Annotated in this window: 26 protein-coding genes and 2 pseudogenes; 13 read left to right on the forward strand and 15 right to left on the reverse strand. The window is 63.3% G+C overall.

Annotated elements, in window-relative coordinates; translation table 11 throughout:
• Positions 1-8 precede the first annotated feature (8 nt).
• Positions 9-674: a response regulator transcription factor gene (locus tag ACVDG8_RS07115; protein WP_447254080.1), complete on the reverse strand. Its 666-nt coding sequence runs from the start codon at positions 672-674 to the stop codon at positions 9-11.
• A gap of 63 nt (positions 675-737) precedes the next feature.
• Positions 738-1,037: a hypothetical protein gene (locus tag ACVDG8_RS07120; protein WP_447254081.1), complete on the reverse strand. Its 300-nt coding sequence runs from the start codon at positions 1,035-1,037 to the stop codon at positions 738-740.
• Positions 1,038-1,495: 458 nt separating this feature from the next.
• Between ACVDG8_RS07120 and ACVDG8_RS07125 the strand changes: the two genes are divergently transcribed.
• Both ACVDG8_RS07125 and ACVDG8_RS07130 read left to right on the forward strand, forming a co-directional pair.
• Positions 1,496-1,888, forward strand: a complete 393-nt coding sequence (locus tag ACVDG8_RS07125) for a RidA family protein (RefSeq protein ID WP_447254082.1) — start codon at positions 1,496-1,498, stop codon at positions 1,886-1,888.
• Positions 1,889-1,929: 41 nt separating this feature from the next.
• On the forward strand, positions 1,930-2,316 hold the full coding sequence (locus ACVDG8_RS07130) for an ester cyclase (protein WP_447254083.1): 387 nt from the start codon (positions 1,930-1,932) through the stop codon (positions 2,314-2,316).
• A gap of 17 nt (positions 2,317-2,333) precedes the next feature.
• Here ACVDG8_RS07130 and ACVDG8_RS07135 read toward each other — a convergent pair whose 3' ends face one another.
• From ACVDG8_RS07135 to ACVDG8_RS07145, 3 genes are all read right to left on the reverse strand, one after another.
• Positions 2,334-2,720 (reverse strand): DUF3168 domain-containing protein, encoded by a 387-nt coding sequence (locus ACVDG8_RS07135; protein WP_447254084.1) that lies wholly within the window; start codon positions 2,718-2,720, stop codon positions 2,334-2,336.
• Between the two features lie 176 nt (positions 2,721-2,896).
• Positions 2,897-3,163: a DUF1488 domain-containing protein gene (locus tag ACVDG8_RS07140; protein ID WP_447254085.1), complete on the reverse strand. Its 267-nt coding sequence runs from the start codon at positions 3,161-3,163 to the stop codon at positions 2,897-2,899.
• Entirely contained in the window at positions 3,160-3,423 is a 264-nt protein-coding gene (locus ACVDG8_RS07145) for a hypothetical protein (RefSeq protein ID WP_447254086.1), read from the reverse strand. The genes ACVDG8_RS07140 and ACVDG8_RS07145 overlap by 4 nt, the downstream gene beginning before the upstream one ends.
• A gap of 247 nt (positions 3,424-3,670) precedes the next feature.
• Between ACVDG8_RS07145 and ACVDG8_RS07150 the strand changes: the two genes are divergently transcribed.
• Both ACVDG8_RS07150 and groL read left to right on the forward strand, forming a co-directional pair.
• Positions 3,671-4,039 carry a co-chaperone GroES gene (locus tag ACVDG8_RS07150; protein ID WP_447254087.1) on the forward strand — a complete coding sequence of 123 codons (369 nt, stop codon included), beginning with the start codon at positions 3,671-3,673 and terminating at the stop codon, positions 4,037-4,039.
• A 116-nt stretch (positions 4,040-4,155) separates the two neighbouring features.
• Entirely contained in the window at positions 4,156-5,781 is a 1,626-nt protein-coding gene (groL, locus tag ACVDG8_RS07155) for a chaperonin GroEL (protein WP_447254088.1), read from the forward strand.
• Between the two features lie 50 nt (positions 5,782-5,831).
• Here groL and ACVDG8_RS07160 read toward each other — a convergent pair whose 3' ends face one another.
• Positions 5,832-7,385, reverse strand: a complete 1,554-nt coding sequence (locus tag ACVDG8_RS07160) for a trimethylamine methyltransferase family protein (RefSeq protein ID WP_447254089.1) — start codon at positions 7,383-7,385, stop codon at positions 5,832-5,834.
• A 12-nt stretch (positions 7,386-7,397) separates the two neighbouring features.
• The gene (locus ACVDG8_RS07165; RefSeq protein ID WP_447254090.1) at positions 7,398-9,809 is read right to left on the reverse strand and encodes a GcvT family protein; all 2,412 of its coding nucleotides are present in this window, start codon (positions 9,807-9,809) and stop codon (positions 7,398-7,400) included.
• 113 nt (positions 9,810-9,922) lie between these two features.
• On the opposite strand from ACVDG8_RS07165, the gene ACVDG8_RS07170 reads away from it, so the two are divergent.
• The 5 genes from ACVDG8_RS07170 to ACVDG8_RS07190 all read left to right on the forward strand — a co-directional run bounded on the left by ACVDG8_RS07170 (position 9,923) and on the right by ACVDG8_RS07190 (position 15,532).
• Entirely contained in the window at positions 9,923-10,552 is a 630-nt protein-coding gene (locus ACVDG8_RS07170; protein ID WP_455707602.1) for a TetR/AcrR family transcriptional regulator, read from the forward strand.
• Between the two features lie 160 nt (positions 10,553-10,712).
• Positions 10,713-12,869 carry a transglycosylase domain-containing protein gene (locus tag ACVDG8_RS07175; protein ID WP_447254092.1) on the forward strand — a complete coding sequence of 719 codons (2,157 nt, stop codon included), beginning with the start codon at positions 10,713-10,715 and terminating at the stop codon, positions 12,867-12,869.
• A 70-nt stretch (positions 12,870-12,939) separates the two neighbouring features.
• The gene (locus ACVDG8_RS07180; RefSeq protein ID WP_447254093.1) at positions 12,940-13,524 is read left to right on the forward strand and encodes a DUF1214 domain-containing protein; all 585 of its coding nucleotides are present in this window, start codon (positions 12,940-12,942) and stop codon (positions 13,522-13,524) included.
• Positions 13,517-14,065, forward strand: a complete 549-nt coding sequence (locus tag ACVDG8_RS07185; protein ID WP_447254094.1) for a DUF1254 domain-containing protein — start codon at positions 13,517-13,519, stop codon at positions 14,063-14,065. The genes ACVDG8_RS07180 and ACVDG8_RS07185 overlap by 8 nt, the downstream gene beginning before the upstream one ends.
• Before the next feature lie 450 nt (positions 14,066-14,515).
• Positions 14,516-15,532, forward strand: coding sequence for a DUF2336 domain-containing protein (locus ACVDG8_RS07190; RefSeq protein WP_447254095.1), 1,017 nt, complete (start codon positions 14,516-14,518; stop codon positions 15,530-15,532).
• Positions 15,533-15,538: 6 nt separating this feature from the next.
• Here ACVDG8_RS07190 and ACVDG8_RS07195 read toward each other — a convergent pair.
• The 3 genes and pseudogenes from ACVDG8_RS07195 to ACVDG8_RS07205 form a co-directional block, all read right to left on the reverse strand.
• Positions 15,539-15,885 (reverse strand): annotated as a pseudogene (locus ACVDG8_RS07195) (DUF1491 family protein).
• Positions 15,886-16,132: 247 nt separating this feature from the next.
• Positions 16,133-16,921, reverse strand: coding sequence for a peptidoglycan-binding domain-containing protein (locus ACVDG8_RS07200; RefSeq protein WP_447254097.1), 789 nt, complete (start codon positions 16,919-16,921; stop codon positions 16,133-16,135).
• Positions 16,896-18,638, reverse strand: coding sequence for a sensor histidine kinase (locus tag ACVDG8_RS07205; RefSeq protein ID WP_447257257.1), 1,743 nt, complete (start codon positions 18,636-18,638; stop codon positions 16,896-16,898). Before ACVDG8_RS07205 ends, ACVDG8_RS07200 begins: the two co-directional genes overlap by 26 nt.
• Positions 18,639-19,192: 554 nt before the next feature.
• Here ACVDG8_RS07205 and ACVDG8_RS07210 point away from each other — a divergent pair.
• Both ACVDG8_RS07210 and ACVDG8_RS07215 read left to right on the forward strand, forming a co-directional pair.
• Positions 19,193-19,579, forward strand: a complete 387-nt coding sequence (locus ACVDG8_RS07210) for a DUF5330 domain-containing protein (protein ID WP_447254098.1) — start codon at positions 19,193-19,195, stop codon at positions 19,577-19,579.
• Between the two features lie 162 nt (positions 19,580-19,741).
• A complete protein-coding gene (locus ACVDG8_RS07215; RefSeq protein WP_447254099.1) occupies positions 19,742-20,170 on the forward strand; it encodes a SufE family protein in 429 nt (142 codons plus the stop codon).
• A 104-nt stretch (positions 20,171-20,274) separates the two neighbouring features.
• Here the strand turns inward: ACVDG8_RS07215 and ACVDG8_RS07220 are convergent, their stop codons facing one another.
• Positions 20,275-20,700: a MucR family transcriptional regulator gene (locus ACVDG8_RS07220; RefSeq protein ID WP_447254100.1), complete on the reverse strand. Its 426-nt coding sequence runs from the start codon at positions 20,698-20,700 to the stop codon at positions 20,275-20,277.
• 409 nt (positions 20,701-21,109) lie between these two features.
• Entirely contained in the window at positions 21,110-21,478 is a 369-nt protein-coding gene (locus tag ACVDG8_RS07225; RefSeq protein ID WP_447254101.1) for an SH3 domain-containing protein, read from the reverse strand.
• Between the two features lie 108 nt (positions 21,479-21,586).
• Here ACVDG8_RS07225 and ACVDG8_RS07230 point away from each other — a divergent pair.
• Positions 21,587-23,685: pseudogene (locus tag ACVDG8_RS07230) on the forward strand (S9 family peptidase).
• Positions 23,686-23,803: 118 nt separating this feature from the next.
• On the forward strand, positions 23,804-24,193 hold the full coding sequence (locus tag ACVDG8_RS07235) for an SET domain-containing protein (protein WP_447254103.1): 390 nt from the start codon (positions 23,804-23,806) through the stop codon (positions 24,191-24,193).
• Positions 24,194-24,223: 30 nt separating this feature from the next.
• Here the strand turns inward: ACVDG8_RS07235 and ACVDG8_RS07240 are convergent, their stop codons facing one another.
• From ACVDG8_RS07240 to ACVDG8_RS07250, 3 genes are all read right to left on the reverse strand, one after another.
• Entirely contained in the window at positions 24,224-25,171 is a 948-nt protein-coding gene (locus ACVDG8_RS07240; protein ID WP_447254104.1) for a c-type cytochrome, read from the reverse strand.
• A gap of 9 nt (positions 25,172-25,180) precedes the next feature.
• Positions 25,181-25,618, reverse strand: coding sequence for a c-type cytochrome (locus ACVDG8_RS07245; RefSeq protein WP_447254105.1), 438 nt, complete (start codon positions 25,616-25,618; stop codon positions 25,181-25,183).
• Positions 25,619-25,892: 274 nt separating this feature from the next.
• Positions 25,893-26,495, reverse strand: a complete 603-nt coding sequence (locus ACVDG8_RS07250; protein ID WP_447254106.1) for a superoxide dismutase — start codon at positions 26,493-26,495, stop codon at positions 25,893-25,895.
• Positions 26,496-26,607 lie beyond the last annotated feature (112 nt).

The raw sequence follows: 26,607 nt of genomic DNA on the forward strand, positions 1-26,607 counted from the left end.
GTTCCGCGTCACGCCTCCGGTTCACGCATGCGATAGCCCATGCCCCGCACGGTTTCGATCATGTCGATGCCCATCTTCTTGCGAAGCCGACCGACGAACACCTCGATGGTGTTTGAATCGCGGTCGAAATCCTGGTCGTAGAGGTGCTCGACCAGCTCCGTGCGCGACACCACATCGCCCATATGATGCATCAGATAGGCGAGCAGCCGGAACTCGTGCGAGGTGAGCTTCAGCGGCACGCCGTTGACATCGGCCTTGGAGGCCTTGGTGTCGAGCCTGAGCGGCCCGCAGGTGAGCTCCGACGAGGCGTGACCGGCGGCGCGGCGGATCAGGGCCCTGACCCTCGCCAGCACTTCCTCGATATGGAAGGGTTTTGTCACATAGTCGTCGGCGCCGGCATCGATGCCCGACACCTTGTCGCTCCAGCGGTCGCGCGCGGTGAGGATCAGCACCGGCATCTTGCGGCCATTGCGGCGCCAGCGCTCGACGACGCTGATGCCGTCCATCTGCGGCAGGCCGATATCGAGCACGACGGCGTCGTAAGGCTCGGTGTCGCCGAGGAAATGCCCTTCCTCGCCATCATAGGCGCGGTCGACGACATAGCCGGCATCGACCAGCGCATCGGCCAGCTGCCGGTTGAGATCCTTGTCATCCTCGACGACGAGCACGCGCATGATTTCTGAGCCTGTTGAGGGTAAAGCTATAGGCCGATTCCGATGGCCTGGGAATCGAGAGCGTCAGCCTGCCGGAACCACGATCTCCGAGCGGCGCGGACGCTGGCCGTCCTTGCCGGGCACCAGCACGACGATGACGCAGACCTGCTGGCCGCCCCGGTTGGCCTGGGATGCCTTGGCCAAGGTGCCGCCATTCTGCTCCGCCACCTGCTGGCCGATCGCATAGCAGTCGCCGGCGGCCAGCACGACCGGCTGGTCGACCGATGGCTGGATGACCGGCATTGCTGTCGCCTGCGACGCGAAAAGCCCGGCTGCGGCCAGCGCCAACGTCACGGAACGGAGATGAGAGCCAAAGTTCTTCATGATCACGGTTCTAACGCATGTGGGCTGAACGTGAAATGAACGGTGAACGACCCGAAATCCATGCCCGCCATACCCCCTTAACGCGAGACGAACGACTATGATCCTGCAGCCCTGGCTCCCTCAAGCCTGGGCAAGGGATTCATAGCCGGAAAATCGATGCTCCGGCTACGCCTTTCGGATACGGGAAACCCGCCCCCTTGCGAGGATCGTGACGGTTCATGGCAGCGCCGGTCCGCTCGGTTCGGCAGCCTCCTTCATTGGTTGAAGAAGCATCGACTCGGCTGCGAACCCGGTACAGACTCGTCGAGCTCGGCTTGGCTCAGCTCGACCGCCAACGTATGTTCATCGACCTCGCTAAACCGCCACGCGCACCAGCACCGACGCTTTGCCATCGTGTGCAAGCGACGCGGTGATCACCAATGTCCATTTCAGTCGAACGAAGCAGGGAGATCATTTCAATGTCGCTCGAACTCATCAATCCCCATGATCTGCCAACTCCGGAGATGTACACACAGGTTGTCGTCGCGACCGGATCCAAGCTGGTATTCGTCTCAGGTCAGCAGCCCGAAGACATCCACGGCAAGCTCGTTGGATACGGAGATTTTGCCGCGCAGGCGCGCCTGGCATTCGGCAATCTCGGCCGAGCGCTCAGTGCGGCAGGTGCGCGGCCTGAGCAGGTTTGCAAGATCACAATCTATATTGTCGACTATAAGCGCGATGAACACGTTCCGATCCTCGAAGACGCGCAGATTTCGCTGTTTGGAGATCACAAACCAGCGAATGTGGTGATCGGGGTAGCGATAATGTCCCCAGGCTACCTCATAGAGGTCGACGCGATAGCGGTCATTTGACGAGATCGTCAGAAGCTATTTTCGAAAAATCGGAGCGCACCGTGGCGGATCATCAGCTCACCCATCTCTACCGGGGCTACATCGCCTGCCTGAATGACCAGGATTGGGACAATCTCGGCCGGTTTGTCGGCGATGCCGTGCAGTACAATGGCGAGACGATCGGGCTATTGGGTTATCGCCGGATGCTGGAAGGCGATTTCGCGGCGATCCCCGATCTGCGTTTCAACATCGAGTTGCTGGTCTGCGAGCCGCCACGGGTGGCCGCCCGCCTGCATTTCGACTGCCATCCCAAGGGCGTGCTGTTCGGCCTGCCGGTGCACGGCAAGCGTGTCACTTTTGCAGAAAATGTTTTCTACGAATTCCAGGATGGCCGAATCCGCGAGGTCTGGTCGGTCATCGACAAGGCCGCTATCCAGGCACAGCTTTAGACCGATACGATGGCCGATCAGGCGCTGTCCTGCGTCAGGGCGCGAAAACGCAGCAATCCGTGGTGGACGGCTAGGTCCTGGTCGTAGCCGGCCTCGGCGAATTCGAGCGACAGCCGCGTCTGGGCACGCGAGCCGATGGAAAAAGCCGCGCCGTCGAGGCGGGTGCGGATGCTGTCCATGATCAGGCGCGTCTCGGCTTCGTCCTGGGTCTTCGACCAGACGTGGAAGGTGACAAGCTGATCATTGTCGTTGTCGGCGCCGGTTTCCAGATTGAAAGCACTGGTGCGGCCATAGGTGACGTGCGGAAAGGCCGCCTTGTCATTCGCGCGCTCGAGCAGGCCTGAGCCGCCAAGCAGCGCCGAAAGCGAACGATCGCTCTTCAACCTCATGAACAAGGCTTGCATCAAATCGCCAGGCGCCGTCATTTCCCGTCCATTGCCAACAAGCCTTCACAGCGTAGCGTAACCACCTTCAAGTTGCCGCGCCAGATCACAAGACCTCAGCGATCAGCCATTCGCAGGTCTGGCACCGTCTACATCTGCGGGTAGCGCGCGGCAATCAAAAGACGCGACGATCCCATTCAGGCGAAATCGGCGGCGGTCAGCACGTATATGCTCCTGCGCGTGCGGGCGTAGGCCTTGCTGGCGACGTCATGGATAGGGCCGGAAGCCGTGTCGAAGGCCGCCAGATAGGTGGCTTCGGCCGTCGCCGTTCCTGACGGTGCATTGGAAATGGCATCCGCGGCGACAGAGAAAGAAATCTGGAACATGCCGTCATGGCCGACGAAGCGAATTCGTCTGCCAGCCTCGTCATAGCTGCGGCTTCGGTTGGGGAATGTAAGGCTCATGACTTCGCTCCCTTCGGCACTGCGACGGCCTTCTTGACTGCCGCCCGCTTCTTCTTGGGTGTCGGGTTCAAGGCTTCCGCCACGCGGTCGGCCTCTTCCTTGGCCAATCGCAGCCCCCTGAGCCTTGCCGTCTTGATCTCCCTGGCTCTCGCCTCGGATACGTAATCGGCGGTTGCCTTGCTGCGCTCGGCCGTCTTCTTCTGTTTGTCCATGAAACGAGCCTCAGCTTTTTCCATGATAGTCTGATTGCTTTCGGCCATCGCTTAAATCCCTTCGCGCCTGAAATCGTGGAATCGAACTTATGAGTTAAATAGTCACTCCGGCCTTAAAATTCAATTTTTTGAAATATTTAGGCGCCTTGCGACATTTCGAAACCGGCAGACGGCATAATACTTTTCAATATTTAATTTTGAGCACGAATAATTTTTGGCACTCCTATCTATCGAGTGCCAACGCGCCTATAAAGAGCGGCGTGGCCGCCTATGCCGGCCCCAGAAAGAAGTTCTCATGAAGTTTCGGCCACTCCACGACCGCGTCGTCATCCGGCGCGCCGAAGGCGATACCAAATCCAAGGGCGGCATCATCATTCCCGACAATGCCAAGGAGAAGCCGCAGGAAGGCGAAGTCGTCGCCGTCGGTCCCGGCGCACGCGACGAAAACGGCGCGCTTGTTCCGCTGGACGTCAAGGCAGGCGACTTCATCCTGTTCGGCAAATGGTCGGGCACCGAGGTCAAGATCGACGGCGAGGACCTTCTGATCATGAAGGAAACCGATATCATGGGTGTCATCGAGAAGAGCAAGACGGCCGCCACCGAGAAAACCGGTGCCGCCAAGACCGTGGCCACCAAGTCCGTGACCGCCAAGAAGGCTGCCTGATCAGCGCGGCGCCCGTCCTTCGGGACGCGTAAGGACGCTGCAAGACTTTAGAGACCACAGCGCTGCGCGTTCCGCGCCGCGACTGATCCACCCCAAATACGAACTGGATAAAAATCATGCCCGCCAAGGAAATCAAATTCTCCACCGACGCGCGCGACCGCATGCTGCGTGGCGTCGAGCTCCTCAACAACGCCGTCAAGGTGACGCTTGGCCCCAAGGGCCGCAACGTGATCATCGACAAGGCCTATGGCGCGCCGCGCGTCACCAAGGACGGCGTCACTGTCGCCAAGGAAATCGAACTCACCGACAAGTTCGAGAACATGGGCGCACAGATGGTGCGCGAAGTGGCCTCGAAGACCAACGACCTTGCCGGTGACGGCACCACCACCGCCACGGTGCTGGCCGCCTCGATCCTGCGCGAAGGCGCCAAGCTGGTCGCCGCCGGAATGAATCCGATGGACCTCAAGCGCGGCATCGACCAGGCCGTCGCCGCCGTCGTCGTCGAGATCAAAGCGAGGGCCAAGAAGGTCAAGTCGTCGGCCGAGATCGCCCAGGTCGGCACCATCGCCGCCAATGGCGATGCAACCGTCGGCGCCATGATCGCCAAGGCGATGGACAAGGTCGGCAATGACGGCGTCATCACCGTCGAGGAAGCCAAGACCGCCGAAACCGAACTCGATGTCGTCGAAGGCATGCAGTTCGACCGTGGCTATCTCAGCCCCTATTTCGTCACCAATGCCGACAAGATGCGCGTCGAGCTGGAAGAGCCCTATGTGCTCATCCATGAGAAGAAACTCGGCAATCTGCAGGCGATGTTGCCGATCCTCGAAGCGGTGGTGCAGAGCGGCCGGCCGCTGCTGATCATCTCGGAGGACGTCGAAGGCGAAGCGCTTGCCACGCTGGTGGTCAACAAATTGCGCGGCGGCCTCAAGGTCGCGGCCGTCAAGGCGCCGGGCTTCGGCGATCGCCGCAAGGCGATGCTGGAAGACATCGCCGTGCTGACATCGGGCCAGATGATTTCGGAAGATCTCGGCATCAAGCTCGAGAACGTCACCCTTGAAATGCTCGGCCGCGCCAAGCGCGTGCTGATCGAGAAGGACACCACCACGATCGTCGACGGCGCCGGCACCAAGGCGACGATCCAGGCGCGCGTCGCCCAGATCAAGGGCCAGATCGAGGAGACGACCTCCGACTACGACAAGGAAAAGCTGCAGGAGCGGCTGGCCAAGCTTTCCGGCGGCGTTGCCGTCATCCGCGTCGGCGGCGCCACCGAGTCGGAAGTCAAGGAAAAGAAGGACCGCATCGACGACGCGCTGAACGCGACGCGCGCGGCGGTCGAGGAGGGCATCGTGCCCGGCGGCGGCGTGGCATTGTTGCGCGCCCGCTCAGCGCTATCGGGCCTCAACGGCGCCAATGCCGACGTCACCGCCGGCATCTCCATCGTGCTTCGCGCGCTCGAAGCGCCGATCCGCCAGATCGCCGAGAATTCCGGCGTCGAAGGCTCGATCGTGGTCGGCAAGCTCGCCGACAGCAAGGACCACAATCAGGGCTTTGACGCGCAGAACGAGACCTATGTCGACATGATCAAGGCCGGCATCGTCGATCCGGCGAAGGTGGTGCGCACCGCGTTGCAGGATGCCGGCTCGATCGCCGCGCTTCTGATCACAGCCGAAGCGATGATCACCGACATTCCGGCCAAGGACGCAGCGCCCGCGGGCGGTGCCGGCGGCATGGGCTACTAGAAACTGGCTCTGTCGCGACAAGCGCCCGATCTAACGGGCTCTTGTCGCGGTCACGACACCGGCGCCGCGCCGCCCTCTTCCGTGCGTCTGGCGATAAACTCGTCAAGAACACCGGTCGTGGCGGCCGCGGAAGGCGGCGCCTGGAAATCGGCAAGGGCGCGTTTCCAGACGCCGGTGGCGCGTTCCGTTGCGGTCTTCGAACCACCTTGCGTCCAGTTGCCGAAATTCGACCAGTCGGCCACCAGCGGCTCATAGAAGGCGGTTCGATAGCGCGCCATCGTGTGGCCGGCCGAGAAGAAATGGCCGCCGGGCTGCACCTCGGCGATGGCCTCGAAGCCGATGGCGTCGGCATCGCCCGGTGTCCTGGCGCAGAGCTCGGCGACGGTCTGCAGCGCCTCGATATCGGTGATCAGCTTTTCATAGGAGACGCTCAAGCCCCCTTCCAGCCAGCCGGCGGTGTGGATGCAGACGGTGGCGCCGGCGAGCACCGAACCCCATAGCGCAAACTGCGTCTCATGTGCGGCCTGCACGTCGGAGATGTTGGCGGCGCTGCCGCCGCCGGACCGCCACGGCAGGCCGGTGAAACGCGCCAGCTGGCCGGCGCCAAGCGTCGCCTTGACGTGTTCGGGCGTGCCGAAGGCCGGCGCGCCGGACTTCATGTCGACATTGGAGGAGAAGGAGCCGTAGACCACCGGCGCGCCTGGCCGCACGATCTGGGCCAGGGCCAGGCCGGCCAGCGCCTCGGCGTGCTGCAGGGTCAGCGCCCCGGCGACGGTGATCGGCGCCATGGCGCCGGCCAGGCAGAAGGGCGTGATGATCGAGATCTGGCCCGCTTTGGCGAAGTCGATGATGCCTTGCGCCATCGGGATATCGAGCTGGCGCGGCGAATTGGTGTTGATGACCGTGTAGCAATGGGCGCCGGCGCGGAACTCGTCTTGCGACAAGCCGCGCGCCAGCCGGATCATCTCGAAACTGTCGTCGACTTGCGGCGTGCCGCGCGCGAAAACGAAGGGAAGCTTGTCCGACAGCGTCAGTTGCGCCCGGTTGGCGGCATAATGACGAAAGCGGTTGTCGATATCCTGCGGCTCGACGGAAGGGCAAAGCATGTGCAGCACGTCGAAATGCTGCACCAGCTTGGTCAGTTCCTCGAAGGCGGCGAAGGTGCCAGGGCGCCGGCCGCGTTCGAGATCGGTGACGTTGGGCGCGCCGGCCCCGGCAAGGAACGCCATGGAGCCGAGTTCCAGCGTCAGGTCGCGCTCGCGGGCGCCGGCGCGGGCATGGATGGAGCGCGGCGCCGAGGCAAGTGCGGCCTCGACGATGTCGCGACCGATCTTCACCATCTGGCTGTCCCCGTCGACCAGCGCGCCGGCCTTGGCGTAAACGGCGCGGGCCTCGGGCAGCAGCACCTTAATGCCGAGTTCCTCCAGCACGCGCAGCGCGGTGTCATGGATGGCGGCGACCTGATCCTGCGAAAAGATCGGCTGCGGCAGGAACGGGTTTTTCAGCGCGCGGTAGTTCGGATGGCGGCTCGACTCCGAGCCTGCCTCGCCGGTGCGTCCTCGCCGGCGTTCGCGCCTCACATCGCGTGCAGCCTCGTCAACCATGGTCGTTCCTCCTCATTGCCGCATCGCCTTGCCCTGCGCGTCGTAGGGCGAGGCCGGAATAACGCGCGCCTTGCGTTCGACGCCGACAATGTGCACCGAAAGCACTGTACCCTCGCCGGCGAAATCGTCGTCCAGCAACGCCAGCGCGACGCTCTTGCCGATCGTGTAACCATAGCCGCCCGAGGTGACGAAGCCGACGCGCCGGCCCTGATGCCAGACAGGCTCGAAGCCGCTGGCGTCGGCATCGACGGCGTCGATCTCCAGCGTCACGATCCGCCGCCGGACACCCGCCTCGCGTTCTTTCAGCGCCGCCTCGCGGCCGATGAAGTCGCCCTTGTCGAAGGCGATGAAGCGGTCGAGCCCGGTCTGGCCGGGCGTGTAGCCCTGGGCGAACTCGCGCGACCAGATGCCGAAACTCTTTTCCAGCCGCAGTGAGTTCAGCGCGTAATAGCCGATCTCGGCCAGACCAAGATCCTCGCCGGCCGCAAGCAAGGTTTCGCGCAAGGTCGAATGCATGGTGGCGGGACAGTTGATCTCGAAGCCAAGCTCACCGGCTATGGAGAGCCGCGCGACGCGGGCCCGCACCATGCCGATGTCGAATTCGCCGCAAGCCATGAACGGCAAGGCTTTGGCCGAGACGTCCTGATGCGTGGTGCGTTCGACAAGCGTCCTGGCGTTGGGGCCGGTGACGAGGAAGCCGGAGACCGCATCGGAGATGTCGGTGATAGTGACGCCATCCGTCAGATGCGCCTCGAACCAGCGCATATGGAATTCGCGCAGATAATAGGAGCCCATGATCCAGTATTCGCCGCCGCCCCAGTTGATGAGGGTGAGATCGCCCTTGAGGCGCCCGTCGGACCCGAGCATCGGCGCCAGCTTCGCACGCCCGGACTTCGGCAGGCTGCAGGCGAGCAGCCGGTCGAGCCAGGCCTCGGCGCCGGGGCCGGACACGGCGTAGCGCGAGAAGGCGGTGGTATCGACCAGCCCGGCGGCGCGGCGCACCTGCCGGACTTCGTCGCCGACGATGTCGAAAGCGTTGGAGCGCTTCAGCGTCGTCTCCTCGCGGAACCCCATCGGCGCGAAATAGGCCGGGATCTCCAGCCCCCAGGACGCGGTCCACTCGCAGCCGGCGGCGGTCATGCCGTCATAGGCGCCGGGCCGCTTCAGCGGCCGCCCTGCCGGCAGCCGCTCGTTGGGGAAGGTCATGACGAAGCGGCGGGCGTAGAACTGGCGCGTGGTTTGCCCGAGATATTCGCGGTTGGCGGCGAAGGCGCCGTAACGGGCGATGTCCATGCCGAAGATGTCGGCCTGCGGCTCGCCGTAAATCATCCACTCGGCCAGCGACTTGCCGACGCCGCCGCCCTGGCTGAAGCCGGCCATGACGCCGCAGGCGACCCAATAGTTCTTGGGGCCGCGCACCGGTCCGACCAACGGATTGCCATCCGGCGTGAAGGTGAAGGCGCCATTGACCCATTTGCGGATGCCGGCATTCGCCAGGCACGGAAAGCGCTCATAGGCTTTCGACAGCTCGGGGCTGATGCGGTCGATGTCCTCGGGGATCAATTCGATGCCGTAATCCCAGGGCGCGCCATCCATGTTCCAGTGTTTCGGGTTCTGCTCATAGACGCCGAGCAGCACGCCCTTTCGTTCCTGCCGGAGGTAGGAGAAACCGTCGAGGTCGACGGCAAGGCCAAGCTCCTTGTCGAGCGCCGCCACCTCCGGGATGTCCTCGGTGACGAAATAATGGTGCTCCATCGGCGTCACCGGCAGGTCGACGCCGGCCATCAGCCCGACCTGTTTGGCCCACAGGCCGCCGGCATTGACGACATGCTCGGCGACGATGGTGCCCTTCTCTGTGACGACATCCCAGCCGCCATCGGCACGCGCTTTCAGCTCGACGACGCGGTTGCGCAAAATGACGTCGGCGCCGCGCTTCTTGGCGGCGCCGGCATAGGCATGCGTAGTGCCATAAGGATCGAGATGGCCTTCGTTGGAATCGTAGAGGCCGCCGAGCACGCCATTTACGTCGACGATCGGGCAGATCTCCTTGATTTCTTCCGGCGTCACCAGCCGCGCGGTCTCGATGCCGACGGACTGGAACACGGCCCATGCGGATTTAAGCCATTCCCAACGCTGCGGGTCGCTCGCCATGTTGACGCCGCCGGTCATGTGCAGGCCGGCATTCTGGCCGGACTCGGCCTCGATCTCGCGGTAGAGCTTTATCGTGTAGTCCTGCAGCGCCGCGACGTTCGGATCGGCGTTGAGCGCATGAAAACCGGCGGCCGCATGCCAGGTCGAGCCCGCCGTCAGCTCGGCGCGCTCGATGAGCGCGACGTCGCTCCAGCCGAACCGCGTCAGGTGATAGAGCACCGAGGCGCCGACCACCCCGCCCCCGATAACGACCGCGCGATAATGTGACTTCACGAGCCTCTCCCTCTCGTTGGAGACCATCACCATACAGCGCCTGTACATATGTGTCTAGACACTTGTGTACGGGCCGCTTGCACGTCACTTCGCGCCATGCCACTTGTGGCGTCATGACCGCCTCACAGGCCGAAGCGCCCGGCAACATCAAGGTGACCCGCGCGGACTGGATCGACATCGCGTTGAAGACGCTGATTGCCGAGGGCATCGAAAGCGTGCGCATCCTGTCGCTTGGCCAGAAGCTCGGCGTGTCGCGCTCGAGCTTCTACTGGTACTTCAACAGCCGGCAGGACCTGCTGGACCAGTTGCTCAACCACTGGCACGACACCAACACCAATGCGATCGTCGAACGTGCGCTGCGCCCGGCCGAAACCATCATCATGGGCGTCATGAACGTCTTCGAATGCTGGGCCGACGAGCGCCTGTTCGATCCGCGGCTCGATTTTGCCGTCCGCGAATGGGCGCGGCGCTCGCACGACGTGCGGCGCATGATCGACCGGGCCGATGACGAGCGCCTGCTGGCCATCCGCGACATGTATTGCCGCCACGGTTATGACGGCGAGGACGCCTTCATCCGGGCCCGCGTGCTCTATTACATGCAGATCGGCTACTATGTGCTCGACCTCAAGGAACCGGTCGAAGCGCGTGTCAGCCATCTCGCCGCCTATCTGCGCGCCTTCACCGGCCTGGAGCCGAGCGAGGCGGATGTGGCGCATTTCATGCGCTTCATCGCCGCCAGGTGATATCACCGGACGTTCACGGCCGTGGCAATCCCGATCAACAACTCTTGCTGTGTGGCTTCGCCGCCCTTGTGAGCGGGCTCAAAATGGACGAATAGTCGTTGCAAGACGGTCCTGAAACGCCCGTGGAGGCAGCCGGGGACGTCCAGGGTGGAATTCCGGAATGGCAAGTCCTTCGAAACCACGCAGGAGAAGAGGCCGGATCGCTTCGGCGCTGCTCGCCGTCGATGCGTGGCTCGACTCAACGCTCTATGAAATCGGCTTCAAGGCGCGCGAATTCTGGGAAGCGGCGACCATCTTTTCGCGCCGTTTCCGCCTGCATGGCTGGCGCCGCGCCATCGTCGAGGTGCTGAGCGAAGGTTTCACCATGGGCGCCGGCGGTTTCGTGGTGCTTTTGGCGCTCGCCATGCCGGCCTTCGATATCACCACCGGCGACTGGCGCAACCAGGGCGACTTCGCCGTCACCTTCCTTGATCGCTACGGCAACGAGATCGGCCAGCGCGGCATCATCCAGCGCGATTCCGTGCCGGTCGACGAGATGCCGGACATCGTCATCAAGGCGGTGCTGGCGACCGAGGACCGGCGCTTCTTCGACCATTACGGCATCGACGTGCTCGGCCTGTCGCGCGCCATCTTCGAGAATGTGCGCGCCAATTCCGTGGTCCAAGGCGGTTCCAGCATCACCCAGCAGCTCGCCAAGAACCTGTTCCTGTCGAACGAGCGCACCTTCGAGCGCAAGATCAAGGAAGCCTTCCTGTCGCTGTGGCTGGAGGCCAATCTCTCCAAGAAGGAGATCCTGCAGCTCTATCTCGACCGCGCCTATATGGGCGGCGGCACCTTCGGCATCGAGGCGGCTGCGGACTTCTATTTCGGCAAGAGCGTGAAGGACCTGAGCCTCGCCGAGGCTGCGATGCTGGCCGGCCTGTTCAAGGCGCCGACCAAATACGCCCCGCATATCAACCTGCCGGCTGCCCGCGCCCGCGCCAACGTCGTGCTTTCCAACCTGGTCGATTCCGGTTTCATGACCGAAGGCCAGGTGCTGCAGGCGCGCCTGCACCCGGCCGATGTCGTCGACCGCGGCGAGCAGAAGAGCCCCGACTATTTCCTCGACTGGGCCTTCGACGAGGTCAAGAAGATCGCCAAGCCGGGACAGCATTCGCTGGTCGCCCACACCACTTTCGACGCCAACATCCAGAAGGCGGCGGAAGAGTCGGTCGAGTTCCACCTTCGCCAGTTCGGCAAGGAATACAACGTTACCGAGGGCGCGGTGGTGGTGATCGAGACCAATGGCGCGGTGCGCGCCATCGTCGGCGGCCGCGACTATGGCGCCAGCCAGTTCAACCGCGCCACCAAGGCGCTGCGCCAGGCAGGCTCGTCGTTCAAACCCTATGTCTACGCCACGGCGATGGAGCATGGTTTCACGCCGAATACCATCATTTCCGGCGGGCCGATCAGTTGGGGCAACTGGTCGCCGCACAATTACAACGGCGAATCGGCGGGCAACATCCCGTTGATCGTGGCGATGGCCAAATCGATCAACACGGTGCCGGTGCGGCTGGCCAAGGACCATCTGGGTATCGCGCCGATCAAGGCGATGGCTGAGTCATTCGGCGTCGAATCGCCGCTGGAAGCGCACAAGACCATGGTGCTCGGCACCTCGGGCATGACCGTGATGGACCAAGCGACGGGCTACAGCGTGTTTGCCCAGAACGGCTTCGTCGGCTCCCGCCACGGCATCACGCAGCTCGTCACGCGCACCGGCGATGTCGTCTATGACTGGACCAAGGACGCGCCGCCGCCGCATCGCGTGCTGTCCGAGCAGGCGTTGAAATCGATGAACACCATGCTGGCCGCCGTGCCGGTGATGGGCACCGGCAGGCGCGCGCAGATCCCCAACATCGTGGTGGCCGGCAAGACCGGCACGACGCAGTCCTACCGCGACGCCTGGTTCGTCGGCTTCACCGGCAATTACACAGCCGCCGTCTGGCTCGGCAATGACGACTTCACCCCGACCCGCAACATGACCGGCGGCACGCTGCCGGCGATGGTGTGGCAGCGGCTGATGGTCTACGCGCACCAGAACATCGACCTGAAGCCGATCCCCGGCATCGATCATCCGTTCGTCGACCCCGAGGTAGCGGCCAAGGCCGAGGAGGCGGCCAAGAAAGAGGCCCAGACGGAGGCGGCGCAAGCCGAGGCCGAGCGGCCGCCGGTGCTTTCGGGCCGCACCACGCAGACGCTGCGGGACATGACCAAGGTGTTCCAGGCGGCGCCAATGCTCGACGCCCCAGCGCCACCGGAGACATTGTCGGCACTCTAGACGGGCAAGCCGGCTTGCCACGGCACCCCACGCCGCGATATCCCGAGCAACCTCTCTGTTTCCGGCCTTCATGCTCAAGACCGCCCTCCTCACGCTCATCTCGCTTGCCATCGCCATCGGGCTTGGCGGCTACAGCGTGTGGTATGCGCTCAACGCGCAAGACGGCGTCGGCGCGATCCGCATCGGACGATGGACGGCCTTTCCGGATGTGGGCTCGCTGGCCGCCGACCCCTATTCGAAGGCGCGTGTGGCGCGCGAAGGCGTTCTGGCGCTCGGCCGCGCTGAAGGGCTCACCTTCGTCGCCGAGCGCGACGAGGCCGGCGAGCCGCTGAAGCGCGAATGCGCCTATACGATCCAAGGCAGCTACCCGACCGCCCGGTTCTGGACGCTCTATGCCGCCGATCAGTCGCTCGGCGTCATCGGCACCGGCAAGCCAAGGCAGGCCGCCTTGCAATCCTACGAGGTGCTGCGCCAGGCCGACAATGCGGTCGTCATTTCCGTCGGCAGCCGTCCCGCGCCCGGCAACTGGCTGCTCACCAACGGCTCCGGCAAGATGTATTTCGTGCTCACCTTCTACGACACGCCGATCGCCTCGAGCACCGGCCTGTCCGACGTGACGCTGCCACGCATCCTAAAGGCGGGCTGCAATGCGTAGCCTGCTGCATGCGCTCATCCTCGGACTGCTCGGCGCCGGCATCGTGCACATCGCGGTGCTGTTTTTGGTGCCGGAGTTTTCCGAGCGCGATGCCTGGTCGCGGCTGGCGATGGCCTCGGACCTCTACAGGATGACCCGACTGGACGCCGAAGCCGGCGGCGCGCCGGTGGTGAAGTCCGTCGATCCGATGTTTTATGCCGCCGCCTGCCGGTTCGATCTTGCCGACGGGCTGGTGCGGATCAAGGCGCCGGGCGACGTGCCGTTCTGGTCAGCCTCGGTCTACGACCGCAATGGCCACAACATCTATTCCTTCAACGATCACAACGCCAATGGCGAGAAGCTCGACACGGTTGTGCTGACGCCGGCGCAGATGATCGATGTGCGGCGCGATCTGCCGGAGGATCTGCAGGGCGCGATTTTCGTCGAGGCGCCGATCGAGGAAGGCATATTCGTCGTGCGCGCCTTCGTTCCGGACGAAAGCTGGAAGCCGATCGTGTCACGCTTCCTCGAGCAGAGCGCATGCGAGTTGCAGGATTACTAGATCATGATCCCGAAAAGTGGGAACCGGTTTTCGGACAAGATCATACTCCGGGGAAGGCAAGCCGATCAGTGATGCGGCGCAGGAGGTGGTGGAGAGCCCGGCTGGTCCGGACTGCTGCCGCCGGGCTGGGCTTCGCTGGTATGCGGGCGCAGCTCGTAGCGAACGCCGGGGAAAATGATGACCGCCGCCGCCGTGCTGGTGTCGTGGTTTACCCGATTTACTGGTGCCGCGCGCGGCACAAATGACAGGACCATGCCCATGGTTCGCGCATTCCTCTCTCGGTTTTCCCGGAGCACAACGCAACGCCTCCAATATTGATTAAGGGACCTAGAGGGTTAACGGAGCGCTAACGGATCGCGGCTAATTTGATGTTTGTTTTTCCTGGAGACGCGAAGCCGGCCAGCCGGATTGCGCGGTTCGGGATTGTGTCGAGTGTCGGGCGTATCCTCCGTGTCATCTTCGGATTTCAGGCAAATCGCTATCCGGACCGAGGCTGGAAAAGCTGAAAGGCTGTTCCGCGCCGCCGTGTCGGCATTCTGCTGCCTGACGCGCCCCTCGCGGCGCGAGATCGCCCAGCTCGAGGATTTGACGCTGCCGCTGTTCGACGACGTCTCGGTCGAGTCCCGCCGCTATGTCGCGGCCGCTCTGTCCGAATGCGAATACGCGCCGACCGCCCTGGTGCGCCGGCTGGCGGAAGAACCGGTCGAGATCGCGGCGCCCCTGCTCACCCGCTCGAGGGCGCTGAGCGACATCGACCTGATCGCGTTGATCGGCCGCCACGGGCTGCCGCATGCGCGCGCGATCGCGCGCCGCAAGGAGCTCAACCCGACCATCGCTGCCTTGATCCGCGCGCTGGAGAAGCCGACGCTGGTGCGCTCGAAGCCGCCGGAGACGGTCGCCAGGCTGCAACCGGCAAAGCCGGAAGTCGCCGCGAAGACGGAGCCCACCGCAAAAGTGGAGGACAGCCGCCCCGCGCCGGGTGAAGCGGCCGACAATGTGCGCCGTCGGCTGCGCTCGATGATGCGGCCTGCCGAGGACGGCGCCGCCATCAACAGCTTTCTCGGCCAGCCGGCCTATGTGAAACTGCGCGAGACTGCGCTGACCGGCAATGCCGCCTTCTTCCAGACGGCTCTTGCCGACGCGCTGGAAATCGATTTCGCGACGGCACGCTCGGTAACCGAGCAGTCAAGTTACGCGGGCCTGCTTGCGGCGCTCAGGGCACTCGATCTCAGCGAGGACAGGGCTTTTCTGATCGCAGTCGCCGTTTTTCCCGGCGAATTCCCGCATCCGCAGGCGATCCGGCTGTTCCTCGACCGCTACCGGCTGTTGCATCACGAGGCGGCGCGCGACAAGGTGGGCGCCTGGAAGGCCGAGACCCTGTCGCGGGCGATCCGCGGCAATGCGGCCGATGCCGAACGCCAGGCGTCAAACAGCGACACCGCGACGGCCAACCTCAAGGCGTCTTGATCTGTCTTAGTCGGTCTTTACCGAAAGCAGCTCCTCGACCGGAATGGTTCCGGCCTCGATCTCGACCACCCAGATGTCGGGGTCGAATTTTTCTCCCGCTCCAGCCGCGCGTCGAACATCGCGCTGTCGTCGCCGGCGCCGAGCAAGGTAAAAAGGCGGTCGTCCGGCTTGGCGGAATCGTAGCTCGTCTGCGGCGCCGGGCCGTAGAGAGCGACCTCGCCCAACCGGCCGCGCGACAACACAAAAACCGCGCCCGCCTCGGTCGCGCCACGCTTGACCACGGCGGCAAAACCGCTGGCGCCGAACACGCGGCGCACAAGGGCCGAAACCCAGAGATCGGTGGTCACACGCATGAGAAGGTTCCGAATAACATGGCAGCTCTATAACTGGATACATGTGCGCCCGCTAACGAGCAACATGTCACCAAAGGCCAAGTCTTGTCACCAAAGGCCAAGTCTTAAGGACAGGAGTTGAAGCAGCTCAAGCGCGCATATTGCGAAGGCATGGCAAGTGGTGAAGGGCAGTGCCTAGACCGCGCTGCCTTTCTGAGCGCTCTAAAGGCAGAACGAATAGCCCGGCAATGACCGGGGTTGTGAAGCCTCAGTTCGTCAGCCCGATCTGGCGCATCTTGACGTAGACGGCCTCGTCCGGCTCGCCGGTCTCTGGCAGGCCGAAGAGTGCCTGGAATTCCTTGATCGCCGCCTTGGTGCGGGCGCCGACCTTGCCATCGAGCTGCATGTCGTCATTGCCGAAGGCCTTGAGGCCGGCCTGGATCTTGACGATGCGGGCGTCGGGCAACTGCGTCGCGCCATCGGCGGGAGCGGAGACCGCGATGATCGCCGGCTTGGCGGAGGGGGTAACGGTGGCATCGGCCGGCCGCGGCGCCGGATGCGGGATCGCCGCCGTCGTCTGCCTGGCGCCGAGCTGGTCGAGCAGCGCGTTGTCGATCTCGCCCGAACCCGGCAACCCGACCTTGAGCTGATAGGCCTGGATCGCCTTGCGTGTCGCCGGCCCGGTAAGACCATCGACGGCGCCGTCGTAAAAGCTGAGGTCCTTCAGGATGCCTTGCACCTGCTGGACGACCGGATCCGGCTTGACGGTGGGCTGCGCCGGCGCCTGGCGCACGATGTTGATGGTGGTTTCCGGTTCGTCCGACACCGTGTGCGGAAAATTCTCGATGCTGCGCGTGGCGAAGAACGCGCCCGCATGCGGAAAGGGCTGATACCACAGTGCGTTGGCCGAGACGTAGAACAGCGTCACCAGGAAAGCGGTCGAGCCGCCGACCAGAACCGGATTGCTGGCGATCATCTGCCCGACGGCGACCGCGCCCTCGGCAAGGACGCCGCGCTCGGGTTCGATCACCTTAGGCCGTTTTACGGAGCGAGCCATTTCTCTCCCCATCTGTATCCCCCTTCGGCTTCGTCGCGGGCATGGCCAGCACGTCGACCGATGCGCCGGAGCGTCGCTTGGGCCCGTTGACCGGCAGGCCGATCGTCACCGTGGTGCCCTCGCCCGGCGCGCTTTCGATCGACATCGTGCCCTCGTGCAGCGCCACCAACCCCTTGACCAGCGACAGGCCAAGCCCGGTTCCCTCGAAACGGCGGGTATAGTCGTTCTGGATCTGCATGAATGGCTTGCCGAGATTGGCGAAATCCTCCTCGGCTATGCCGATGCCGGTGTCGCTCACCCAGAAATGCAGCCGCGAGCCGACGCGCTTGGCGCCGATCATCACCGAGCCGCCATCGGGGGTGAACTTGACCGCGTTGGAGACAAGGTTGATCAGGATCTGCTGCACGGCGCGGCGGTCGGCGTTGATCTCGCCGGTATCGGCCGCGATCTGCGTGGCAAGCACGATGCTCTTTGCGTCAGCCAGCGGGCGCATCATCGAGCGGCACATGTCGACCGCCTCGACGAAGCGGAACGGTTCCAGCTCGGTCGCATAGGCGCCCGCCTCGATGCGCGAGACATCGAGGATCGACGTTACGACCGACAGCAGATGCTGGCCGGATTCACGCACCAGGCCGACATATTCCTTCTGGCGCGGATCCTTGAAGGCGCCGAACATCTCATGCAGCAGCATGTCGGAAAAGCCGATGATGGCGTTGAGCGGTGTGCGCAGTTCATGGCTGACCACCGCCAGGAACCGGCCCTTGGCCACTTCGGCGGCGGCAGCCGCGTCCCTGGCTTGCTTAAGCTCCTCGCGAAGTGCCGCGACATCGTCATTTTCGCGCAGGAGCAGGGTCACGACGTCGCGATCCAGTTCGCCGCGCATCAGATCCAGACTGAAAGGCCGGAAATTGTCGGCGTTGCCGGCGTTCTCGCGCGGCAAGCGGATACGCAGATCGAGACGGCGCTTCGGCGCGCCCTCGCGCATATCGGCCAGCGCCGTGAGATAGGCGACACGGTCGGAAAGATGCACGCGGTCGAACAGGCCGGTGCCGAGCAGAAGCTCCGGCGCCAGCTTGAGCAGCGAACGCGTCTTGGCAGACGCATCCAGCACCTCGCCCTGCGGGCTGACGCGCAGCACGACCGCGTCGATGACATCCTCGAGGCGATCGCTTGAAGGCTCTGCCGGATGGCGCACGATCGTATTGGCCAAAGCGGCGGCGCGCGGGAGAAGCGTCAATGCCCAGCCGAGCGGCAGCAGCCAGTGCCACGTCGCGATGCTGGTCGAGCCGAGCGGCAGGACCTCGCCGGCAAAGGGCTGTAACAAAATGGCGGCAAGCGCGGCGAGCGCGCCGGACAAGACCGCGCGCCGCGATCCGGCGATCCACCACGCCTCGACAGGCAAGGCGATGGCGAGCAGCGCGACCGGCGAGGCCAACCCGCCCGCCGCCGCGATGGCTCCGGCGAGCGCCATGCCGCCCAGCACGATCGCAACCCGGCCGGCTAACGCTATATGGCCGGTCGCCGCGACCAGAAGTGCTGCGAACCAGCAGAGGCCGAAAGCGGCGAAGATGGCAGCGATCGTGACGGCCGCGCCCAGGCTCGAGGTGACCAGCGTGACCGCGGCGCCCGCGGCAAGGAAGGGGGCGGCCAGCATGACGCCGATGAAGCGGAGTTGGCGCAAGCGCTCGGCCTCACCCGTGACAGTCGGGTGAACCATGCGCTCGCAGCCGGCGGCAACCGCGCCAGGCAATTGAACGTATCTGGCCGAAATCGAACTCAACGCACGCGTACCCGGTCGTGAAAACGCCCTGCTTCGCAGGTGACTCATTAATTGGCTTGAAACTCGCATCCAGCGTTTAAGGAATGGATAAGGCTAACGAGCTCGACGCCCCGCCCCCGCCAAATATTGTCGCGCCGGCCCGCCAATGCACGCCGAGTTGGCGGCATGGTAAACGGCGGGTTAGCCGCAAGCCTGTGCCGGGATGGGCCAGAAACAAAAGCCGGCTACCTCAGATTTCTTGAAAAATCATTCAATAACAATGAGATATATGGTTATCATAAAGTTAATGCAGTTGATGAGACTTAAGGCAAACCGAAACCAAAAACCGGTCCTTTCCAATTTGCCTAAAATTTGAGGAAAATTGGCGGCTTCCGCGCAAGCCGTCCTTTGCGCGGCCGTGCCATTATCGTGCCCATAAAAGAGGTCATGCCGATGGATGCATGATCCGTTGCGGATGGATGCATATCCGTCCCGGATGAGAGGCAAGTAAGATGGGCTTTCTGATCAGGATGGCTTTCTGGTTTTCGCTGGTGCTGCTGGCGCTGCCGCTCGGCGTCGGCCCTGGCGAGGATGGCCAGCAGAGCGTCGGACCGATCCAGGCGCTGTTTGCGGCACGTGAGGCGGTCGGCGACATCGCCGGCCTTTGCGAGCGCAAGCCCGACGTCTGCGAGACCGGCAAATCGGCCATGTACACCATTACCGTTCGCGCCAAGGAAACGGCCAAGATTGCCGCCGCCATGATCGACGACAAGTCCGAGCAGGCAGGCGCGGTCGAGACGAAGGTTACCGATACGGCCAAGATGACCACCGCCAGCGTCGAGGACATCGTGCTGCCCGCCAAGGTTAACATCCCGGTGCTGTTGACCGCCAAGAACTAAGACAATCCTCAACCGTCATTCGATCTCTTCAGTTTGTTGCAACTCCGGACGGTTTCACACATTTCCTGGAATTGCTCACGCCGCGGGCCCGTCCGACCTCTCGACGCCCGCGGCGCTCTCTTTTCCGTGACGCGACGGCGCCGCGTCACTATATGCGGGACAATGACCGCCTCGATCGAAACCATCCGCAACGACTTTTCCCTGCTCGACGAGTGGGAAGATCGCTATCGCTATGTGATCGAGCTCGGCGAGAGCCTGCCGCCCTTTCCCGATGAGGAGCGCACCGCGGCCAACAAGGTGCCAGGTTGCGTCAGCCAGGTGTGGCTCACCACGGAACAGGCCGCCGGTGCCGACCCGGTGATCAGCTTCAGGGGTGATTCCGACGCCCATATCGTGCGCGGCCTTGTGGCCATCATGCTGGCGCTGTTTTCGGGCCGGCCAGCAAGCGAAATCCAGAAGACGGATGCCGAAGCGACGCTGAAGGAGCTCGGCCTCGACGAGCATCTGTCGCCGCAGCGCGCCAACGGCCTGCGTTCGATGGTCAAGCGCATCAAGCGCGATGCGGAAGCCGCGTTGAAGCAGACGGCCTGATCCGAACCGAACGACACACCAGGGAACCTTCTAATGCAAAACGGCGCCACAAGGGCGCCGTCGAACTGCTTTATGCGCTGGCTTGTCAGCTAGGCGCTGACTTGTCAGCGGCCCTTGCGCTTGCGGCCGAGACCCATTTTCTTGGCGAGCTGCGAACGGGCAGCCGCATAGTTGGGAGCGACCATCGGGTAGTTGGCGTCGAGGCCCCACTTCTCACGGTATTCTTCGGGCGTGAGATTGTAGTGGGTCATCAGGTGACGCTTCAGCGACTTGAATTTCTTGCCGTCCTCAAGACAGACAATATAGTCGTCATGCACGGAACGCTTCGGGTTGACGGCCGGCTTTTGCTTCTCGGCCGACGGCTGCTCCGGCGTGCCACCGACACGGCCGAGCGCGGCATGGACATCGGCAATCAGGTTTGGCAGTTCGCCAACCGGTACCGGGTTGTTGCTGACATAGGCGGCGACGACATCGGCGGTCAGCTCGATCAGTGCATCACCGTTTTTCGAAGGTGTTTCGACGATTTCCATAGTTCTAAAGCCCCAACGAGAGTTGTTTCTAAAAACTGCGCCCTTTTTCTAGGAACGGGCATCGCGCGAATTTCATCAGGAAAGGCCCGGCGATTCGCGTCGGTTATCTTCATGCCGCCGAGTTGCAAGTAAGTCAATTCGCATATTGACTTCTATTCACCGATATTCATCAAATATTGCTGATTCAGCTTCAAAAATTCGTGCACCGTGTAACTTCGCGAGATTTCTCCCGCCGCAAAGGCATGCCCTGACGTTGCGTCAGTCGCGCTTTAGACATCCGGGCGCAACTGCACGCTGTACTCAATGCTTGGCCAATGCTTGAACCCCCATTTTATGCCTGCCTGGAATCCTGCCGTGCACCGCGCGCATGAATATCTGTGTCAGCCCAACCGCAAGGCAATAGAAATCCTCAATAGGGCGCGATGTATTTGCCGTAGACCCAGCCGGTGACGAAGTTGCCGTTCTGCGCCGGATCGTGCCAGACCTCGCACCAGCGGTAGCGGATCGTCTGGCGCTGCTTCGATTTCGGCTGACCGGCGATGTCGAGCAGGTTCACGCCGCCGGTGCAGCGTCCAGTCATCTGCAGCACCGTGCCGTTCGGATAGGCGGCCTGCTTCTGCGATGCGTTGGAAGGGTATTTGCGGGCATTGAGCGTGTCGCCGAAGGGCACGCCCGTCACTTGCCAGGCGGCGAATGCGGTTGCATGAGATTGGGCCGAAAACGCCAGAAGCGTCGCGGCAACAGCGACGGCCACGACTATGCGAGCACAGGATTTCATCTATTCCCCTTGAACTTACCTTCTGTAGACCACTTTGCATCCCACCCTTGAACGGCCGCTGAGCGGCGCGTTCATTCGTTATTCAAGCAAATTCCGCAGCGAGACGTAATGACCAGAGCTTCAGCCTTCCCGATCGCGACCCCGCCGATCCCAGAAAAACATCCGGTCTCCGATACGCATCACGGCATCACGCGGAGCGACGACTACGCCTGGATGCGGGCCGACAACTGGCAGGCGGTGTTCCGGGACCCTTCCCTGCTCGACGGCCGGATCCGCTCCCATCTCGAGGCCGAGAACGCTTATCAGGCACTGTTGATGGCCGACACGGCGGAGCTGCGCGGCAAGCTGTTTGCCGAGATGAAGGGCCGCATCAAGGAGGACGATTCGACCGTGCCGACGAAGGACGGGCCTTTCGCCTATGGCTCGTCGTTCCGGCAAGGCGGCGAGCAGCCGCGCTATTTCCGCACGCCGCGCGACGGCGGGGCGGACGAGATCCTGCTCGACGGCGACGTGGAAGCCGAGGGCAAGGCCTATTTCCGCCTTGGCGGCGTCGATCATTCGGCCGACCACAAGAGGCTGCTCTGGGCCTTCGACGACAAGGGCTCGGAGTTCTTCACGCTGCGCGTGCGCGATGTTGCGAGCGGCAAGGAACTCGCCGACCAGATTCCCGATACCGGTGGCGGCGGCGTATGGAACGCCGGCGATGACGGCTTCTTCTACACAAGGCTCGACGACAACCATCGCCCGTCGAAAGTGTTCTTCCACGCGCTCGGCGACAAGCATGAAAACGACCGGCTGATCTATGAGGAGACCGATCACGGCTTCTTCATGGATGTCGGCGGCACGCGTGCCAATGACTGGATCATGATCGGCATCAACGACCATGAGACGTCGGAGTACCGTTGCTGCCGGCCGACGATCCAACCGCTGAGCCCAGGCTGGTGGCGGTGCGCGAAACCGGGCTGCAATACGATCTCGAGGAAGGCGGCGACGTCTTCTTCATCCTGACCAATGCCGACGGCGCCAAGGATTTCAAGATCATGACCGCGCCGGTCGAAAACCCGGTGCGCGCCAACTGGCAGGAACTGGTGCCGCACGAGCCGGGACGGTTGATCCTGTCGGTGCTCGGTTTCAAGCATCACATGGTCAGGCTGGAGCGCAAGGACGGCCTGCCGCGCATTGTCGTGCGCGACCGCAAAAGCGGCGAGGAGCACTTCATCTCCTTCGACGAGGAGGCCTTCTCGCTCGGCCTGTCCGGCTCTTACGAATACGACACCGAGACAATGCGCTTCACCTATTCGTCGATGACGACGCCGGCGCAGATCTTCGACTACAACATGCGCACGCGCGAACGCGTTTTGCTGAAGACGCAGGAAGTGCCCTCCGGCCACGATGCGGACCATTACGTCACCCGCCGGCTGATGGCGCCGGCGGCCGATGGCGAATTGGTGCCGATCTCGCTTCTGCATCACCGCGACACGCCGCTCGACGGCTCGGCGCCTTGCCTGCTCTATGGCTACGGCTCCTACGGCATCACCGTGCCGGCAGCGTTCAACACCAATTGTTTCTCGCTGGTCGACCGCGGCTTCGTCTACGCCATCGCGCATGTGCGCGGCGGCAAGGACAAGGGCTATGGCTGGTATGACGACGGCAAGCGCTCGCACAAGATGAACACGTTTACCGATTTCATCGCCTGCGGACGCCATCTCGTCGCCGAGCGTTACACGCAGCACGACCGCGTCGTGGCGCAAGGCGGCTCGGCCGGCGGCATGCTGATGGGCGCGATCGCCAATATGGCGCCGGGCGACTTCGGCGGCATCGTCGCCGAAGTGCCGTTCGTCGACGTGCTCACCACCATGCTCGACGCCAGCCTGCCGCTGACGCCGCCGGAATGGCCCGAATGGGGCAACCCGATCGCGTCCGCCGATGACTACAAGACGATCGCCGCCTATTCGCCCTATGACAATGTGGCGGCGCTCGATTACCCGCCGATCCTGGCGCTGGCCGGCCTGACCGACCCGCGCGTCACCTATTGGGAACCGGCGAAATGGGTGGCGAAGCTGCGCGAGCGCAAGGCGGGCGGCAACCCGGTTCTGTTCAAGATCAACATGGACTCCGGCCATGCCGGCGCATCTGGCAGGTTCTCGCGGCTGGAGGAGATCGCCTACATTTACGCCTATGCCTTGAAAGTGACCGGCAAGGCCTGATTTTCCACTCGCAATTGCCAGGCGCGCGCGTTACGCAGTGCGCCGTCCATTTGGGCGCCGTCCATTTGGGCGCGGCCTGTTTCAGGGCCGCGCCGCGCATTCATTTACAAGGTCTATCATGCTGCTCGTCGACACTTATCTCGACAAATCCGCCATCCAGGGCATCGGCGTCTTCGCCAAGAACCGCATCGCCAAGGGCACCCTGGTCTGGAAGCTCGACGCAAGGTTCGACCGCCGCATTCCCGTCGACACCTACGAGAGCCAGACAGGTCCGGTGAAATCCTATCTCGACCGTTATTCCTACCCGGATCGGCGCGACCCGAGCTTCATCGTCTTCGAGGCCGATGACGCACGCTACATGAACCATGACGACGATCCGAACTGCGACGTGTCCACGCCGGAGGAAACCTATGCGCTGCGCGACATCGCGGCCGGCGAGGAACTGACCTGCAACTACAACCACTTCTTCGACGGCGGTTTCGATTTTCTCGGCGACCGCCACCTGTAAGGCGCGGGTGGCCAAAGCCGCTGGGTCCAGCTAGCTCGCCGGCTTCCGTGCCGGATAGCCGTTCGGGTGCGGCGGCACCGCCTTGAGATAGGCGGCGATCGCGGCGCGGTCGTCGGCGGTCAGTTGCGCCATGTTGCGTTGGACCTCGACCATGGCGCCACCGACGGAATCGAATTCGGGCGTGAAACCGGTTTCGAGATAGTTGGCGATATCGGCGTCCGACCAGTCCTTGACGCCGCCCCCGGCCGAGGTGATGTTGGGCACGACGCCCGAGCCTTCTGCAGCGACCGCACCCGCGAGCCACTCAGTCTTCTTGACGCCGCCGGCAAAGTCGCGCGGCGTGTGGCACTCGCCGCAATGTCCTGGGCCTTCGACCAGGTAGCGGCCGGCCAGCACGTTGTCCGGCGCGCCGGCGGGCAGCGCGATTACCGGCTCAGGGCTGAGATAGAGAAGCTTCCACAGGCCGATGCCGCGGCGGATGTTGAAGGGGAAGGACAGCTTGTGATCCGGCGCCTTGCCGGCAACCGCCGGCAGCGTCTTCAGGAAGGCATAGAGGTCGGCGATGTCGGCCGGCTTCATGCGGGCGTAGGACACATAAGGAAAGGCCGGATAGAAATGCTGTCCGGAGGGCGAGACGCCCTTCAGCATGGCGTTGGCGAAATCCTCTTCGCTCCAGCTGCCGATGCCGTCCTTCCGGTCCTGCGAGATGTTGGGCGGCACGAAGGTGCCGAACGGCGTCTTGAGCTCCAGACCGCCGACCAGTTCCAACCGGGCGTCGCCTTCGGCGCCGGGCTTGGAATGGCAGGAGGTGCAGCCGCCGGCATAGAAGATGCGTTTGCCCTTGGCGGCGTCGCCGGGGCCGAGCTGCGCGACAGTCGCGGCATCAAGCCTGACCGGCGCCGACAGGACCCAGCCGGCGGCGGCTCCGGCGCCGCCAAGCACGATGACGGCGCCGGCAAGCTTCTTCAGCCAGGCCATGTCAGGCGATCAGCTCTTCTTGATCCTGTAAGTCTGGTGGCAGGCGCCGCAGTCGCCGCCGAGCACGCCGAGCTGCGTCTTCAGGGCGGCGGCATCAGCCGGCGCGGCAGCGGCGGCGGCCTTGGTGTCGGCCAGGAACTTATCCCCGGCCGCTTTGAAGCCGGCCATGTCTTCCCAGATTTTCGGCGATGCGGTGGTGTCGCCCTTGTCGGAACCGGCCGGGAATAGCGTGTCGACATCGAACTTCTCGGCATTGGCCTGCATCGCCTTCAGTGCGTCCAATGCGGCGGCGCCGTCGAAAGGCGTCTCGCCCTTGACCATTTTCGAAATCTGGCCGGCAAGATTGCCGCGCTCTTTCATCAGGTCCCGGCGGTCCTTGATCGGATCGGCATAGGCGGCCGTGCCGGCAAAGGCGAGCATAGAGATGGCGACAACAAGCTTTCTCATTCAATTGGCTCCGTGATGAAGAGAGTTCGCGACCAAGGCATTTCACCGTTTCGCGGTGAAATGCTTATTTCCTTGTTTGGCGCAATTCCGGACGGAGGGTTACGGCGAAGTCGCCGAACTTAACCGTTCCACACTTTTCCTGGAATTGCTCAACACGTTAACGGGCGTCGCAGTGGGATTATTCCCTTTCTTCGTGACGATTTTACAGGCCGCTTTTGCTAGCGCCTCGTCAGAAAAGAAAAGCCCCGGCATGCCGGGGCTTTTCGCTAAAAGCTCAACCCTTGGCCTTCTCGTACAGCTCCAGGACGTGGTCCCAGTTGATCAGGCTGTCGACGAAGGCCTCGAGGTATTTCGGCCGCGCGTTGCGGTAGTCGATGTAATAGGAATGCTCCCAAACATCGACGCCGAGGATCGGCGAGCCGCCGTGGACCAGCGGGTTCTCGCCGTTCGGGGTCTTGGAGATAGCGAGCTTGCCGTCCTTGACCGATACCCAGGCCCAGCCGGAGCCGAACTGGGTGGTGCCGGCGGCGATGAAGTCGGCCTTGAACTTGTCATAGCCACCCAGATCGTTGTCGACGGCCTTCTGCAGCGCGCCGGGCAGCTTGTTGCCGCCGCCGCCCTTCTTCATCCACTTCCAGAAGTGGATGTGGTTGTAGTGCTGGGCGGCGTTGTTGAAGAGCCCGGCATTCTTGCCGAAGGACTGCCTCACCACCTCTTCGACCGACAGGTCGCCCATTCCGGCTTCGGCGGCGAGCTTGTTGCCGTTGTCGACATAGGCCTTGTGGTGCTTGTCGTGGTGATACTCCAGCGTCTCCTTCGACATGTAAGGCTGCAGAGCCTCGTAGTCGTAGGGCAGAGCGGGCAATTCAAAAGCCATGGGTGTACTCCCTCGTGGAAAAAGCCGGTGAAACTACCGGAGTAAGATAGGTCTGGAATGGGTCGGGGCAACTCCGGAATGGAGCGCCGAGCGACTTTTAGAGCAATTCCAG

The sequence above is a fragment of the Mesorhizobium sp. ORM8.1 genome (assembly GCF_053005525.2).